Raw genomic sequence first — 15,422 nt, 5'->3', positions numbered from 1 at the left:
GCCCCCTCAAAAGATGCGTCGGTGTGATCGCAGGCTACTCGACCATGACCTCAACCGGGCCGTCGTCGTCGGACCCGTCGGTTCGGTCGATACCTCCGTCGCCGTCCTCGTCCTCACCGGACTGCTGTTGCCAGAGGAGCGCGCCGGCGACGCCAAGGACTACCCACGACCGCCAGTTCGCCATGTTGAGCGTGTAGCCGATGCCGAAGGGTTTCTCGACCAGCATACTCTCCCCGGGCTGCCAGTACGAAGATAGCAGGCGCTTCATGCTCGGTCGTTCGAAGTTGTACGGCACGCCGAAGATCTCGCCCGATTGCGGTCGGTCTGTCATACTCCCCCCTACGGCTGGCGTCACTAAGTGGTTTGTCCCCGGCCCGATCGGTCGCCCCGTCGCCCAGGCCGCGGTCCCGCCACCGCTGGCACCACCCTGGGACACGGATCACCCGACGCCTTCGTTCGTTGCCAGTCCGAACCCGATCCATGAGGTTTATATGGATTTAGGCTAACCTAAAACCAGAATGACCGAGCGATCGACGAGTCGACGGCGGTTTCTGGGGGCGGTCAGTGCAGGGACGCTGGCCGGTCTGGCGGGCTGTATGGGTTCCCTCGGCGGCGAGACGACAGATAGCAGCGGGGAGATCTCGATCCCGTCGCTCGCACAGTTCCGCGGATCGGGCGCGCTGGCCGAGGGCCGGCCGGCACCCGGCGGTACTTCGATCGAAGAGTTGCCGGATCTCTCGGGGACGTTGAACCTCTATATCGGGGGCGGCGAGGGCGGCATCTATCAAAAATTCATTACGATGCTCGAGGACATCTATCCGAATTTTTCGGTGTTCAGCAGTCCCTCGCCCTCGGCATCGCTTGCCCAGCAGATCGTCGAGGAGGTCGAGTCCGGAGCCAGCCAGGCGGATCTCTTCTGGTCGATCGATGCCGCATCGCTGGGCTACGTCTCCGAGAACGACGCCTACGAGCCGCTGGCCGAGGAGGCACTCGAGCCCGTCCCGGCGGACTTCCAGGGCGCGGACAGGTCGTGGGTCGGTGTCACCGGCCGCGCCCGGAGCGTCCCGTACAATACGAACGCCATCGACGAGAGCGAGATTCCCGGGAAAGTCGCGCAGTTCCCCGGGACCGACGCCTTACAGGGGGCGATGGGGTGGGCACCGACCTACGGCGCGTTCAAGTCCTTCGTGACCGCGATGCGGTTGCAACAGGGTGCAGACGCGACCCGGGAGTGGCTGACGTCGATGCGCGAGGCGGGAACCGAACGGTACCCAAACGAGTACCTCGTCACGGAGGCGGTCGCCGACGGCGAGTTGACCGCCGGATTCGCCAATCACTACTACGCGATGCGCGTCAAGACCCAGCATCCCGACGCCCCGCTCGATCTGGCCTTCACGAGCGGTGACGCGGGCGGGCTGGTCAACGTCGCCGGTGTCCTCCAGATCGAGGGGACCGAAAAGGACGAGTTGATCACTGACTTCGTCCGTCACCTGCTCTCGGCGGAAGCCCAGGAGTTCTTCGCGACCGTCAGTTTCGCCTACCCGATGATCACCGGCGTCGAGCCGGTCGGCGGCCTGCCCACCGTCGACGAACTGAACCCGCCGGACATCGACCTGGCCGACCTGGCCGACCTCGAGCCGACCCTCGAGTTGATGTCCGAGGCCGGCGTCTCGGGATGAGCCGCGAGAGCGGGACCCACGGACTGGGCGCGCGCCTTCCGGGAGCCGCCGGTTCGGGCCGCCCCTCGGGGCTGACGCTGCTCGCGATCGCCGTCGCCGTCGCGCTGGTCGCGCCCCTGGGGTGGCTGTTCGTCGAGGTGTTCGACCTCGGTCCGCGCGCGTTCGCACTCACGGTCGATCCCCGGACGATCGAGATCCTGATCCGCAGCGTCGCGCTCGTCGCCGTCGTCACGGTGGCGAGCGTGCTCGTCGGCGTCCCGATCGCACTGTTGACCGCCCGGACCGACCTGCCGTTCGCGCGGCTGTTCACGGTCTTGGCGGCGCTTCCCCTGGCGATCCCGAGCTATCTCGGGGCGCTTGCGGTCCTCTCGGCCTTCGGTACCGGCGGGATTCTGACCGGTGTCCTCGCACCGATCGAGATCGAACAGATTCCCGAGATCAGCGGGTTTGCCGGCGCGGCACTCGTCTTGACGCTGTACACCTACCCCTACGTCCTATTGACGACGCGGGCGTCGCTGTTGTCGCTGGATACCTCGCTGCTCGAGGCCGCCCGGACGCTCGACGCCGGACGACTCGAGTCTTTCCGACGGGTGACGCTGCCACAGATCGCACCCGGAATCGCCGCCGGGGCGTTGCTGGTCACGCTGTATGCGCTCGCGGACTTCGGGACGCCGAACTTCATGGGCGTCGAGGTGTTCACCCAGGCGATCTACGCGCGATACAACAATCACATGCGACCGTGGGCCGCCCTGCTGTCGATCCAGTTGCTCGGCGTGACCGCGGCGATCCTCTATCTCGAATCGCAGATCGGGGCCGACGACGAGGGTGCCTATCAGAGCCGAGGGAGCAGTGGCGGCGCGGTCATCGAACTCGGGAACTGGCGGTACGTCGCCGCGCTCTTTCCCGCCGTCGTCGCGGGGCTGGCGGTCGCCCTCCCGGTGATCGTCTTCGGACTGTGGCTCTCGAGTAACGCGGGCGGTTACACCGCGGGCGGGATGGCCTTCTCCTGGACCTACGGTTGGAACTCGGTGTACCTGGCATTGCTGGCCGCCGGGGCGTCGCTTTTGGTCGCCCTGCCGATCGCGGTCGCGGCGGCACGCGGGCGGTCCCGGCTGGCCGCGCTGGCCGATCGACTCTCGTACGTCGGGTACGCGACGCCGGGAGTCGTCCTGGCGATCGCCCTGTTGCTGGCGAGTCTCCACGGCCTCCCAAAGTCGATGACGGAGCTAGTATACAGGACGCTCCCACTGCTCATCTTCGCCTACGTCGTCCGGTTCGTCCCGCAGGCCATCGGGGCGATCCGGGCCTCGACGATGCAGGTTGATCGCCGATTGATCGAAGCTGCCCGGACGCTGGGCCGGACCCGACTCGGTGCCTTCCGGGCGGTGACGCTGCCGCTGATCGCGCCAGGGATCGCGACCGGCGCAGCCCTGGTCTTTTTGACGACGATGAAGGAACTACCGGTAACACAGATGATGCGGCCGTTCACCTTCGACCATACTCTCGTAACCTACATCTGGCGCGTCCGGGAGGCCGGTCTCTACGGCCGGGCCGCCGTTCCCGCGCTTGCGTTGATCGTCATTTCCGGATTCTCGATGGCCGTCATCCTCTCACAGGAGGGATCGAACACGTGACCGCCTCACAACCGTCGACCCGCGTGGAGGCACAACCTCAGGCGACCGACAGAGACGAATCGACCGACGAGAACCGCGAGGCGATCCTGGAACTGGATGGCGTCACCCGGCAGTTCGGGACTGAGACGGCCGTCGCCGACCTCTCGCTGTCGGTCCGTGACGGCGAACTGCTGACGCTGCTTGGCCCCTCGGGTTGTGGGAAGACGACGACGCTACGCCTGCTCGCGGGTCTGGACGAACCCGACGCCGGGGCGATCCGGGTCGCCGGCGAGACCGTCGCGGGCGAAGGCACGTTCGTCAAGCCGGAGAACCGCGACGTCGGCCTGGTCTTCCAGGAGTTCGCTCTCTTCCCACACCTCACTGTCGGGGAGAACGTCGCCTTCGGGCTCCAGGATCGCACGCAGGACGCGATCGACGAGCGCGTCGACAAACTGCTGGAACTGGTCGGGCTCGCCGACTACCGCGAGGCCAGCCCGGAGGATCTCTCCGGGGGCCAGCGCCAGCGGGTCGCTCTCGCCCGCTCGCTCGCGCCCGAACCCGACGTGCTCTTGCTGGACGAGCCATTCTCGAATCTCGACGTCGGGCTCCGCGAGGAGATGCGCCGGGAGGTCCGCCGCATCATCAAGGAGACCGGCGTGACTGCCGTCTCGGTCACCCACGACCAGGAGGAGGCCCTCTCGATTAGCGATCGTGTGGCCGTCATCGACGACGGTCGGGTCGAACAGATCGGCCGCCCGGAAGTCGTCTTCCAGCAACCAGAGTCTCGCTTTGTCGCCGAGTTCCTCGGCCAGGCCGGGTTCGTCTCGGGGACTTTCGCCGAGGGCTGTGTCGAGACGCCGCTTGGCTGTCTCGATGCCGGTCGCATCGAGGGACTCGACACCGAGTACGAGGGAGCCGAGATCGACGTGCTCGTCCGGCCGGACGACATCCGGGCCGTGCCGGCCGATCCCGCGGGTACCAACGGTCGAATCGTCAACCGGCAGTATACCGGCCCCTCGTTCGTCTATACTGTCGAACTCGATTCGGGGGCTGTCCTGCATTGTGAGCACAACCACGCCGAGGAACTCGGGATCGACAAGCGCGTGCGGGTCCGCCTGGCGACCGACCACGCCCTCGCCTGGTTCCCTACCGAGTGATGGATCGACGCCGTTTTCGAATCGTCACGCTCGCGATCGCGTTTGTCGGCGCACTCACGATCTGGCTCGTCTCGACGGAACTCTTTCCGTACCACTCGCTGAATCACGACGAGGGAGTCTACCTCCAGCAGGCCGCGATGCTTCTGGACGGGAAAGTTCACCTTCAGCCGCCCGTCGAGGGCGTCTTCCGGCCGTGGTTCTTCGTCGAGGGGGGCGATAGACTCTATCCCAAATACAACCCAGTCACTGCGGCGATGTTCGCCCTCGGGGAACTCTTCGGTGGCTACCGGCTGGCGCTGCCCGCCATCGCGGCCGGAATTCTCGCGGGCGTCGCGGGCGTCACGAGCGAGGTCTTCGATCGTCGAACCGGCTTGCTTGCGGCCGTCTTCGTGCTGGCTTCACCCTTGTTTGTCCTCGATACGGCGACCTTCCTCCCGTACGCACCGACGACGCTGCTGAACCTCGGGTTCGCGTACGGCTACTTGCGAGCCGACCGAACGGACGACTGGCGGTGGGCAGCGGCGGCGGGCGCGGCGATCGGCCTCGCGTTCTTCGCCCGACCGTACACTGCCGTCCTGTTCGCCGTGCCGTTCGTCGCCCACGCATTCTGGACGCTCACCCGAAACTGGCGGACTGCGCTGCCTCGACAGGCCTCGACCGCGGCGCTCGGGCTTGCCGGCGTCGGGCTGACGCTTGGCTACAACGCCCTCGTCACTGGCTCACCCCTGACCTTTCCCTACGAAGCCTTCGCCCCGCTGGACGGTCTCGGGTTCGGCCACCGACAAATCCTGGATCACTCCGTCGCGTACACGCCTGAACTGGCACTGGCGGCCAACTGGAACGTCCTCGCCGCGTTCGTCGACCGCTGGATTGCCGGCGGAATTCTCGGTGGGGCCCTCGCGCTCACGGGACTGGTCATCGCCGCCCGCCGACAGTGGTCACCGCGGGTTGCCGTCCTCGCCGGTCTCGCCGTCTCGGTCCCCGTCGGGAACCTCTACTTCTGGGGCAACTACAACTTGCTCGGCGACCTCGACGTGGCCGGCGACGGCCTGATCGCCGCACTGGGTCCGTACTACCACTTCGATCTGTTGGTCCCGACTGCTGCGTTCGCCGCGGTCGCCGCGCTTGCTGGCTTCGACACCCTGCGAAACGCGTTCGACGATCGGCTCGACCGCCGGACTGCACTGGCTGGACTGGCTGCGGTCGCCCTCGCAAGTACGCTCGTCCTCGGCGGACTCACGGCCGACCGGGCCGGTGCTCCCGTCGAGCGCAACGCGGGCGTGACCGACACCTACGAGCGGACCTACGCGCCGCTCGAACCCGAACCGCCCGCTAACGCCGTCGTCTTGACGCCGACACCCTACGGCCCCTGGCTCAACCATCCCTTCCAGGTGCTGCGGAACGATCCGAGTTACGACGGCCGGACGGTCTATGCTATGGACGACCGACCGTTCGCCATCGCCGACGCGTTCCCCGACCGGGATCTCTATCGCTTTGGCTATCGCGGGGTCTGGGATCCACTCGGCGGTTCTCCCGAAGCCGCCCGACTGCAGCGCGTCCGCGAACGGACGGGGGAATCAATTGCGCTGAACGCGACCGTCGGACTTCCCGAGCGGGTCACGAGCGCGACCGTCACCGTCGAGACCGACGCCGGGGCAGCCCACTACGTCGCGAGCGGTACCGCCGACGATCTGCAGTTCCGTGTCGTGATCAGCGACGGGACAGTCCGGATTGCTGGTCCGCTCGAACTGACCGGCGGCGATCCACCGGCTGTCGACGGGGGAGCCGTCGACGTGACGGTCTTCGCCGACGACGGCGTCTCCGGATTCGAGTACCGACTATCGGTTCCAGTCGAAATGAGGGGTGGGCAGGTACGTGCGCTGACCCCCAGCGTCGAGTACTGTCTCGATGCCCGGGCCTGCGGGGGCGCAGCGACGTACCTACCGTCGGAATCACCCGATGGGATTTTCGTCCGGACTGCACTGCGAGCGACAACCGCACCGAGAGAGAACCCATGAGCCACGAACTCACCAGACGCGACGCGATCGCAGCGCTGTCGGCCGTCGGGGCGTCGCTGGCCGGCTGTGTCGCACCTTCGGCTGACAGTGGCGGCCAGAGCGACGACCACGACGATCCCCTCACTGACCACGATCGGGAAACGCTGGCTGCCGTCGCCGAGGTGCTCTATCCCGTGGACGTAACGGCGATCCAGCCGTTCGTCGAGCGCTACGCCGCGGGACGGGTGGCCGATCGCCCCGAACACGCTGCCGGGATCGCCGACAGCGTGGCCTATCTCGACGAGTACTGCCGGGCGTGGTTCGACAGCGAGTTCAGGGCGCTGTCGGTCGGCGACCGCGATGGGGCGCTCCGGCGGATGGGGGCCGACGAGGCCGCTTCCGATCCGACCGGCGGCGACGTCGAACGCCTTCGCTACTACGTGATAAACGATCTGTTGTTGGCGCTGTACGCCTCGCCGACCGGCGCCGAATTGGTCGGGATCGAGAACCCGCCGGGCCACCCGGGCGGGCTTGCGAGCTACCAGCGGGGGCCCCAGTCGTGAGCGTCGATCGCACGCCCGGCGACCGCGCGGACGTCTGCGTCGTCGGTGCCGGTCCAGCCGGCGCGCTGATCGCCAATCGGTTGGCTTCCACAGGCCACGCGGTGGTCGTGCTGGAAGCCGGCCCGCGGTTCGACCGCGAGCGACGGATCGAGCGGATGGAGGACGCCCTGCGGCCGGCTCACGGCCGACCCGACGTCTGGGAGATGGGCGGCGATCGCGACGCCTTCACATCGAGTGGCGATCGCGGCTATCCGCTCAATCACACCCGCGTGAAAGGTGTCGGTGGATCGACGTTGCACTGGCAGGGGATGGTGATGCGCCTCCACGAGCGCGATTTCGCAGTCGAGTCCCAGGATGGCGTCGGGGCCGACTGGCCGATCGACTACGACGATCTCCGGCCGTACTACGCGGAGGCGGAGGCGGCGCTGGGCGTCGCTGGCGCCAGTGACAACCCCTTCGCGCCGCCACGTGAGCGACCCCATCCGCTGGCGGCGTTCGAACCCTCATACAGCGACTCGATCTTCGCGGACGCCTGCGAGTCGCTGGGGATCACGACCCACTCGGTGCCCAACGCCCGTAATTCCGAACCCTACGACGATCGCAGTGCCTGTGTCGGGTACGGCACGTGCCAGCCGGTCTGTCCCTCGGGCGCGAAGTACGACGCCACGAGTCACGTCGACAAAGCCGAGGCGGCTGGAGCGCGAGTGATCGATCGGGCACCGGTCCAGCGTCTCGAACACGACGACGCGGGCGAGCGCGTCACGGCGGCCGTCTACGCGACCCCCGAGGGCCAGACCCACCGCCAGGAGGCACGGCAGTTCGTCCTCGCGGCCGGCGGGGTCGAGACGCCGCGGCTGCTCTTGCTCTCGGAGTCGTCGCAGTATCCTGACGGCCTGGCCAACAGCAGTGGGCTCGTGGGCCGGTACTTCACCGAGCACCTCTTTGCCGGGACGGGCGGCGTGGTCGACCGCCCGACCCGCCAGCATCACGTCGGGTTCAACACCACCGAGTCCCACCAGTTCTACGACGAGCCAGCGGCGGGGACCGCGCAGGGAATTCCCGCAGCCGAGGGTGCGAACGACGATTTTGGCGCGATCAAACTCGAATTCCTCAACTACGCCGGCCCCTCGCCAGTCGAGGCGGCGCTTACCGACGGCGGATGGGGCGACGAACTGCGGGATCGCGTCGCCGACGCGTACGGCAACCACCTCACCGTGGGTGCGCTGGTCGAGCAGACCCCGCGCCGGGAGAACCGCGTGACTCTCGATCCCTCCCGCACCGACGACCACGGCAATCCCGTCCCGGAGATCCACTGGAGTCTAGACGAGCGAACCCGACGCACGATCCAGCGGGCCAACGAGATCCAGGCGGCGATTCTCGACGAAGTCGGCGCGGAGATCACCTGGCAGGTCGGTCCCGAGAACACTGGCCCGGCCGCTCACCACATGGGGACGACCCAGATGGGGACCGACCCAGGGGAGAGCGTGGTGAACGCCCAGGGGCGGACTCACGACCTCCCAAACCTCTGGGTCGCCGGCAGCAGCGTCTTCTCGACCGGTGGCGCGATGAACCCGACGCTTTCGATCGCTGCCCTGGCGTTGCGGACGGCCGAGCATATCGAAACTGCGCTTTAGGCAAACCTAAAACCCAAGTAGCCACGGACGAACGGGGGGATAATGGGCGACGACAGCGCGTACACGTTCGGGGACGTCAGCGTCGTGATGGGGACGTACAACGAGCGGGAGGCGATCGGGACCGTCCTGGATGATATTGAGCGGGTGACTGACGGCGAGGCCGAAGTCGTCTGCGTCGACAGTTCGAGCGACGGGACGGCCGAGATTGCCCGCGAGCACGGCGCGCGTGTGATCGAACGGGAGCCCCAGGGCTACGGCGTGGCCGTCCACGAGGCGATCACGACGCCGGATCGGCCAGTGATCGTCACGACAGACTGCGACGACACCTATCCGATGGAGCAACTGCCGGACTTCCTGGCCGCGATCAACGACGGCTACGACGTCGTCAGCGGCGACCGGCTCTCGACGGGGGCCGAGACGATGCCGCGGTTCAATCGCCTGGGGAACCACGTCTTCGCGTGGCTCGCGAGTGCTCTTGTCGGCGAGCGGGTCCACGACACGACCACGGGCATGCGCGCGTACCGCCGTGAAGTAATCGACGCGATCGAGTGGACCGAGAACACTGGATTGTCGGCCGAACTCCTCCTTCGACCGCTGATTCGCGGGTACCGAGTCACGGAGATTCCGATCGCGTACCGCGAACGCGTCGGGGAGACCACGCTTGATCCGCTCTCGGGCGGGGCGGCAATCGCAAAGTCGATCGGCAAAGTCGCGCTTGCAGAGCACCTCGGACGGCACACAGCGACCGACCGGTCCGGCCTCGACGGCGTGGCGGAGTGACGGCGAGCATTGAATGGCAACGGACAGCGTTGCCGATCTCCGCCCGAGAGCGTTTATTCGCCGGGCGGTAACGACTGCTCATGCGCGAACTCGTCTTCGCCCTGGAGTACGATCCAGGGTGTAATGCCGTCGCGGATACCCTCGCCGAGCACCCCGGCGCGCGGATCCGGTCGCTGTCGCTACACGCTACCGACGAGCGACTTTGGCGGGTCGATCATGCCAGCGGGTCGGCCGACGCGCTCGCGGCCATCGAGACGGCCTTCAAATCGACGGATTACTACGCCGACTGCCTGGCGACCGACGACTGCGGGGCGACCCAGACGACTGACGTCCTCGACCGCGACGACGACACGCTCGTCCTCTATTCGTACTGGGAGCGCTCACCCGTCTGTGTCTCCGTGCCACATCTTGCGCTGGATCACCTCGGCGACGGACTGTTGTTCGACACGCGTCACGAGGGCCGCCATTACACCTGGCGGATCATCCATTCGGGGACCGGCAACGTGGCGGCTTTTTTCGACGCACTGGAGACTGCCGTCGGGGACTGCGCCGAAATGGAGATGCTCCGCACGGGGGCGACGGCCGAACCGGGCGGGGATGTCGACCACGAATCGACGACGCTCTCGGCTGAACAGGAGGCCGCGCTCCGGGCCGCCGTCGAACACGGGTACTACGAGAATCCGCGGGAGGTCGACGGCGGCGAGTTGGCCGAGCACCTCGACGTGCCCCGGTCGACGCTGACCTACCGGCTGCGACGTGCCGAGGAGCAACTCGCGAAGGGATACGTTACCGACGAGACGCGTCCGGACACGTCACACACCGGTCGACCGTGAGACCCAGATGCCCGTAGTCTCCATTGGCCGGCCGGTTTGACGTGCCGCCCAAAGACTGCACAAGGCAGGGACTCCCGAGTATCCACTCTCAGCTGTCAGTGCCCGATTGAGACCGGGCCGAACGCGCCCCCGTCTTATCGAAAGCGCACCACTGCGGCAACCAGCGCCTGGGGGCGTACTTCGAGTGGCTCCAGCGACAGGACTCGCCCTAGCCGACCGGGCGTTGCGTCCGCCCCGGCGAGGGCGACCACCGCACTCCCGACCCGTATCTCGGCGGTCAGCGCGGCCTCCGAAAGCACCCGCGAGAGCCGTGGGAGGTGCTCCCGCTGGCCTCGTAGCAGACGAACCCCCGCGCTGACAGAGGGCACCTGTACGCGGATGCGATCTTCGACCGTACTGATCGCGAGGTCGACGTTATCGATGCGTACCGAGAGGTTAGCTGTGACGCTGAGAGCCGGCCTGCTGCGAGCGAGACCTTCGATGGTTGCGACCAGGTCGTCGCTCGCTGCCACGTTCAGTCCCTCTCGTCGGTCGTGATTCGAACGGTTCCATCGACGTGCCAGTGAGCGTGATCGGCGTCTTCCCCGACTTTGCTCGGAACGGCCACGTCCATGTCCTTGAACTCGTAGACGATCTCTGCCCCGCGGCCAGTCAACCGATCGTACAACCCGGCGGCCAGTTCCGGCCAGTTGGTTGTCTCGCCGATGTGGGCGTCGGATTTTTTGCCAGACTCACTCATGTTCTTTCATTATGGTTCTGATGACTTATACTTATGCCATGTTTCACCGGTAGTGTTCAGATAAGCTGGTTCCATGCAAATGCGAAGGATCTGAGCCAATCGTCGGCTGTTTCTGCAGCGGCGTGGCTAAAACAGTTTGAGAACGAAGAGGTACGGCGTTTCACCTCACGAAAGACACGTTCGACGCTGTTCCGATTTCCACGTCTTTCGTATCTGAAATCGAGACCGTGTCGGTTGCAGGCGTCTTTCAACGAATGCGACCCATCGATGAGAAACACCGCGTCGTCAACGTCGTGTTTCTCACGTAGCTCATGAAAGAATGCGTGAGCGATGACCGAATTTGTCGTCGGATCAAGCTTTGTATGGGGTAATTCGTTTGTTTCAGGATCGACGGCAGCGTACAGCCAATATCGCTCGTCATCGAGTCGGATCACGGTTTCGTCAACCGCAATCTGATCCGGGCTTCGTCCAGTTTCAGGCTGTAGATCGGCTTTGTGAACCCAATTATGCACGGTTGACCGAGCGCGTTGGACACCAAATACCTCAAGAATAGAAACAGTATTTGAAAGCGATAGTCCAGCCAGATGCAGTTGAATACTGAGCTTCATCAAAAATCGCGGTGTCGCTTCTCGCTCCACAAACTCTAAGTCGATCTGGTCGATACTACCGCTGAGGCGTGCGTTTTCGGGCATGATCACTTTGAAAACGCCACGCCTCACTTTTTACGCTTAACTAAACACCGCCTCACTATCACAGGAAACATTTATACGTAAAAACAATTATCTGATACGAATGCCCTCTAGCGGTATCACTCGTCGACAGTTACTCGCGGCATCAGGTGCAATTGGAGCTACCGGTTTCGGACTTCTGGGTTATGCGAGTGACAATCCAATACATCGATCGTCGGTTAAGCGGACTGCAACACGGCAGGTCTCGCACACTCCTGATCCTGGCGCACTCTGGGCAGCGGACTTTCAGTTCGGAGATCGTCTGTCGACGATGGATCTCACACAGCTCATCGGCGTTCAATACCGTGGGCGCGCTTCTGGCGATAACCTTCTCTTTGACGTCATCGGGGTCACGATAAAAAAGGACGAGTCGGGTGCTGACGGACAACCACTACACCGACACTGGCTATCTGTCAGCGGATCTGAAGAAGTGGGACTCATCATGTACTTTACTGGTAAGGGGAATAATATCCAGGGAGGTATTCTCGTCCCTCCGGCCGTTCTCGCCGAAAACCTCCCGGTCGAACGTACCCAACTGGACAACTCCTCTGTGGTCCGCGATCTCATCAGGCGTGGGATGTTCACAGGGCGATCCCGTTGGCATCCGAAAGACGATGTGAAAGGAGATTTTAGACTGGTTGATACTCTCTTGAACCGTCGTTCCCCCGAGCGTCACGATCGGTTGACACGGGCAGGTCTCCTCTATGCGCTGTACAAAGAGCAAACGACTGCCTGGCATGGCGGCGAAGATGTAGAGCCCGTCGGAAACCGCTACCGATGGGATCTCGACAATGTGACTGCTCACGTTGTTCGGTATCGAGGTGTCGAAGTTATCCCAGCGGACAATACGTTTCGACTCAATATCGCACAGAGTATCCCACGGCCGAGTATGCTGGGGGACCCGACCGCCAAATCGACGCTCGCTATCGAGATCTCCCCGTAATCACTCTCTTCGATCAGGGTTGAGCGTTCTGTAGGCGAAGAACCCTCACGTACCCGCGGACACGGTGAAGAGTACGGTTGAACTCACTCTCTGTATCGGGTATTTCGATCCAGACAGGTTCCGCGGAGCCTTCGCGGGGGGTGGTGCACACACGGAGCGTATCTTGCACACCTGTTTGCACCGATCCGATCTCTGGGATGCTGTGCAACGAATGAGCAGGCCTCTTGGAATATTCCAACTAAGGCTTATCGAACTGTCTCCCCTACGATGAGGTAATGAGCGACGATGGGACGTCGGGTCAGTCTGATCAGCATTCCAGAGACAGGCAAAGACAGGACGGCGAGACAGTCACGGCACGACTGGCTGTCCCCGAGATGGATTGTCCGTCGTGTGCGAAGAAGGTCGACGGGAGTCTCGAACGCGTCGACGGAATCACGGAGGTGTCCCTCTCGCCCACCAAGGGCACCGCGACGGTCACGTTCGATTCTGAGCGAACGAGCGAAAACGCTGTGGTCGCTGCCATCGAGGGCGCGGGCTATGAAGTCCTCGACGGTACATCCGAAGAGAGCAACGACGAAACGGGCGGGCCGGACGTTGCGCCGCCGACCGAGGTCTGGACGAGCCAGCGGGCGATCAAGACCTGGATCGGCGCGGTCTTTGTGACGCTGGGACTCGCCGTCGAGTTCGTCGTCACTGGGGGAAACGTCGAGGTGGCGACGATCCTGGAGTACCCTATCGCCGTCGCGGATGTCCTCTTTCTCGTGGCGATCGTCGTCAGCGGCGCGCCGGTCGTCCGGAGCGGCTACTACTCCGCGCGCAATCGGAGTCTGGACATCGACCTGCTGATGGGCGTGGCCATCATCGCGGCGACTGGAATCGGCTACGTCGTCGAGGCCGCGACGCTTGCGGTCCTGTTCTCCATCGCCGAACTCTTAGAGGACTACGCGATGGACCGGGCGCGGGATTCTCTGCGGGAGCTGATGGAACTGTCCCCCGACGAGGCCACGGTTCGACGGAACGGCGAGGAGGTGACCGTCCCCGCCGAGGACGTCGCGATCGGCGAGACCGTGCTGGTCCGACCGGGGGAGAAAATCCCGCTGGACGGCGTTGTGATCGAAGGCGAGAGCGCGGTCGACGAGTCGCCGATCACCGGCGAGAGTATGCCCGTCGAGAAGCACGAGGGCGAGGATGTCTTCGCCGGTTCGATCGCTGCCGAGGGCTACTTGGAGGTCGAAGTCACCTCCACGGCGGGCGACTCGACGCTGGCCCGGATCATCGAACTGGTCCAAGACGCCGAGACGAACCGCACCGAAAGCGAGCAGTTCGTCGACCGATTCGCGGGGTATTACACGCCCGCAGTCGTCGTGCTGGCGATCCTGACCGCAGCCATCCCACCTCTGTTGATCGCTGGCAGTGTGACCGTCGGGGTCGCGGGCTTCGAGATCGTTTTGCCCGGCGACTGGCGGACGTGGTTCGTCCGCGGGCTGACGCTGCTGGTGATCGCCTGCCCCTGTGCGTTCGTCATTTCGACGCCCGTATCGGTCGTTTCGGGGATCACCAGCGCCGCCAAAAACGGCGTGCTGATCAAGGGTGGCAACCACCTCGAAGCGATGGGCGCAGTCGACGCTGTCGCCCTGGACAAGACGGGGACGCTCACCAAAGGCGAACTTTCAGTGACCGATATTGTCCCGGTCGGAGGGCGCGACGAAGGCGAGGTACTCCGGCGGGCGGCCGCCCTGGAGCGCCGGAGCGAGCACCCCATCGCGACGGCGATCCTGGAGCGTGCAGATAGCGACGGAGTTGGCGACCCGCCCGAGCCGACCGACTTCGAGAGTCTGACCGGCAAGGGCGTTCGCGCCGAGGTCGCGGGCGAAACCGCCTACGCTGGCACGCCGGCTCTCTTCGACGAGCTGGGTCTCGATCTCTCCAACCTCGGATTCAGCGGTGCTGACGGCCAGCCCCAGACTGACGGCGGCAGCCTCCAGGAGCGGCCGCCCGAGGGATCGGTCCAAGAGCGTGTCGCCGCCCTCGAAGCGGAGGGCAAGACGATCGTCGTCGTCGGCACCGAAAGGGAAGTCTGGGGGCTGGTGGCCATCGCCGACGAGGTCCGGCCGGGTGCTCGTCGGGCGGTCGAACGACTGTCCGACCTCGGCGTCGAGAAGGTGGTGATGCTGACCGGCGACAACGAGGGAACCGCTCGGGCGATCGCCGATACAGTCGGGCTCAGTGAGTACCGCGCGGAACTCCTGCCCGAAGACAAGGTCGATGCCGTCCAGGGGTTACAGGAGACGTATGGCGACGTCGCGATGGTCGGCGACGGCATCAACGACGCGCCCGCCCTGGCGACGGCCGACGTGAGCGTCGCAATGGGCGCGGCAGGGACGGACACCGCACTGGAGACGGCGGATATCGCTTTGCTGGGTGACGACATCCGGAAGTTGCCCTACCTCTACTCGCTGTCGAACGCTGCCAACGGCGTGATCAGACAGAACATCTGGACCAGTCTCGGTGTGAAAGCCCTCCTTGCGGTCGGCGTCCCGCTTGGATACGTCAGCGTCGCGATCGCGGTCGTCGTCGGTGATATGGGGATGAGCCTCGGCGTCACCGGCAACGCGATGCGACTGTCCCGGGTCGCTCCAGACACCGAAACCGGGGCGGACTGATACTGTCGGCTGTAACTGAGACAAGATATTCGCCACCACGGGGTGGCGAAATTCTTGAGAGACTTACAGCCGACAGTATGAACATGGGCTCGT

14 protein-coding genes are annotated in these 15,422 nt (G+C 64.8%); 9 read left to right on the top strand and 5 right to left on the bottom strand.

Annotated elements, in window-relative coordinates; all coding sequences use genetic code 11:
* Positions 1–34: 34 nt before the first annotated feature.
* Complete coding sequence (locus BN2694_RS08315) at positions 35–331, bottom strand: DUF5808 domain-containing protein (RefSeq protein ID WP_135663963.1); 297 nt, start codon at positions 329–331, stop codon at positions 35–37.
* A 187-nt stretch (positions 332–518) separates the two neighbouring features.
* Here BN2694_RS08315 and BN2694_RS08310 point away from each other — a divergent pair, with 187 nt between their 5' ends.
* The 8 genes from BN2694_RS08310 to BN2694_RS08275 all read left to right on the top strand — a co-directional run bounded on the left by BN2694_RS08310 (position 519) and on the right by BN2694_RS08275 (position 10,256).
* Positions 519–1,679, top strand: coding sequence for an extracellular solute-binding protein (locus BN2694_RS08310; RefSeq protein ID WP_135663962.1), 1,161 nt, complete (start codon positions 519–521; stop codon positions 1,677–1,679).
* A complete protein-coding gene (locus BN2694_RS08305) occupies positions 1,676–3,313 on the top strand; it encodes an ABC transporter permease (protein WP_135663961.1) in 1,638 nt (545 codons plus the stop codon). The genes BN2694_RS08310 and BN2694_RS08305 overlap by 4 nt, the downstream gene beginning before the upstream one ends.
* The gene (locus BN2694_RS08300; RefSeq protein WP_135663960.1) at positions 3,310–4,449 is read left to right on the top strand and encodes an ABC transporter ATP-binding protein; all 1,140 of its coding nucleotides are present in this window, start codon (positions 3,310–3,312) and stop codon (positions 4,447–4,449) included. The genes BN2694_RS08305 and BN2694_RS08300 overlap by 4 nt, the downstream gene beginning before the upstream one ends.
* The gene (locus BN2694_RS08295; RefSeq protein WP_135663959.1) at positions 4,449–6,467 is read left to right on the top strand and encodes an ArnT family glycosyltransferase; all 2,019 of its coding nucleotides are present in this window, start codon (positions 4,449–4,451) and stop codon (positions 6,465–6,467) included. The genes BN2694_RS08300 and BN2694_RS08295 overlap by 1 nt, the downstream gene beginning before the upstream one ends.
* Positions 6,464–7,009, top strand: coding sequence for a gluconate 2-dehydrogenase subunit 3 family protein (locus BN2694_RS08290; protein ID WP_135663958.1), 546 nt, complete (start codon positions 6,464–6,466; stop codon positions 7,007–7,009). Before BN2694_RS08295 ends, BN2694_RS08290 begins: the two co-directional genes overlap by 4 nt.
* The gene (locus BN2694_RS08285; protein ID WP_135663957.1) at positions 7,006–8,643 is read left to right on the top strand and encodes a GMC family oxidoreductase; all 1,638 of its coding nucleotides are present in this window, start codon (positions 7,006–7,008) and stop codon (positions 8,641–8,643) included. Before BN2694_RS08290 ends, BN2694_RS08285 begins: the two co-directional genes overlap by 4 nt.
* 42 nt (positions 8,644–8,685) lie before the next feature.
* Positions 8,686–9,423 carry a dolichyl-phosphate hexose transferase gene (locus tag BN2694_RS08280; protein ID WP_135663956.1) on the top strand — a complete coding sequence of 246 codons (738 nt, stop codon included), beginning with the start codon at positions 8,686–8,688 and terminating at the stop codon, positions 9,421–9,423.
* A gap of 80 nt (positions 9,424–9,503) precedes the next feature.
* The gene (locus tag BN2694_RS08275; RefSeq protein WP_135663955.1) at positions 9,504–10,256 is read left to right on the top strand and encodes a helix-turn-helix domain-containing protein; all 753 of its coding nucleotides are present in this window, start codon (positions 9,504–9,506) and stop codon (positions 10,254–10,256) included.
* 134 nt (positions 10,257–10,390) lie between these two features.
* Here the strand turns inward: BN2694_RS08275 and BN2694_RS08270 are convergent, their stop codons facing one another.
* From BN2694_RS08270 to BN2694_RS08255, 4 genes are all read right to left on the bottom strand, one after another.
* Positions 10,391–10,768 (bottom strand): peptide ABC transporter ATP-binding protein, encoded by a 378-nt coding sequence (locus tag BN2694_RS08270; protein ID WP_135663954.1) that lies wholly within the window; start codon positions 10,766–10,768, stop codon positions 10,391–10,393.
* A 2-nt stretch (positions 10,769–10,770) separates the two neighbouring features.
* Positions 10,771–10,995, bottom strand: coding sequence for a hypothetical protein (locus BN2694_RS08265; protein ID WP_135663953.1), 225 nt, complete (start codon positions 10,993–10,995; stop codon positions 10,771–10,773).
* A 56-nt stretch (positions 10,996–11,051) separates the two neighbouring features.
* A complete protein-coding gene (locus tag BN2694_RS08260; RefSeq protein WP_135663952.1) occupies positions 11,052–11,687 on the bottom strand; it encodes an IS6 family transposase in 636 nt (211 codons plus the stop codon).
* A 442-nt stretch (positions 11,688–12,129) separates the two neighbouring features.
* Positions 12,130–12,528 carry a hypothetical protein gene (locus BN2694_RS08255; RefSeq protein WP_135663951.1) on the bottom strand — a complete coding sequence of 133 codons (399 nt, stop codon included), beginning with the start codon at positions 12,526–12,528 and terminating at the stop codon, positions 12,130–12,132.
* A 413-nt stretch (positions 12,529–12,941) separates the two neighbouring features.
* Here BN2694_RS08255 and BN2694_RS08250 point away from each other — a divergent pair, with 413 nt between their 5' ends.
* Positions 12,942–15,329: a heavy metal translocating P-type ATPase gene (locus tag BN2694_RS08250; RefSeq protein WP_135663950.1), complete on the top strand. Its 2,388-nt coding sequence runs from the start codon at positions 12,942–12,944 to the stop codon at positions 15,327–15,329.
* Positions 15,330–15,422 lie beyond the last annotated feature (93 nt).

Origin of the sequence: Halorhabdus rudnickae (assembly GCF_900880625.1) — an archaeon.
Lineage (GTDB): Archaea > Halobacteriota > Halobacteria > Halobacteriales > Haloarculaceae > Halorhabdus > Halorhabdus rudnickae.
This window is presented reverse-complemented; position numbering and strand designations above follow the sequence as displayed.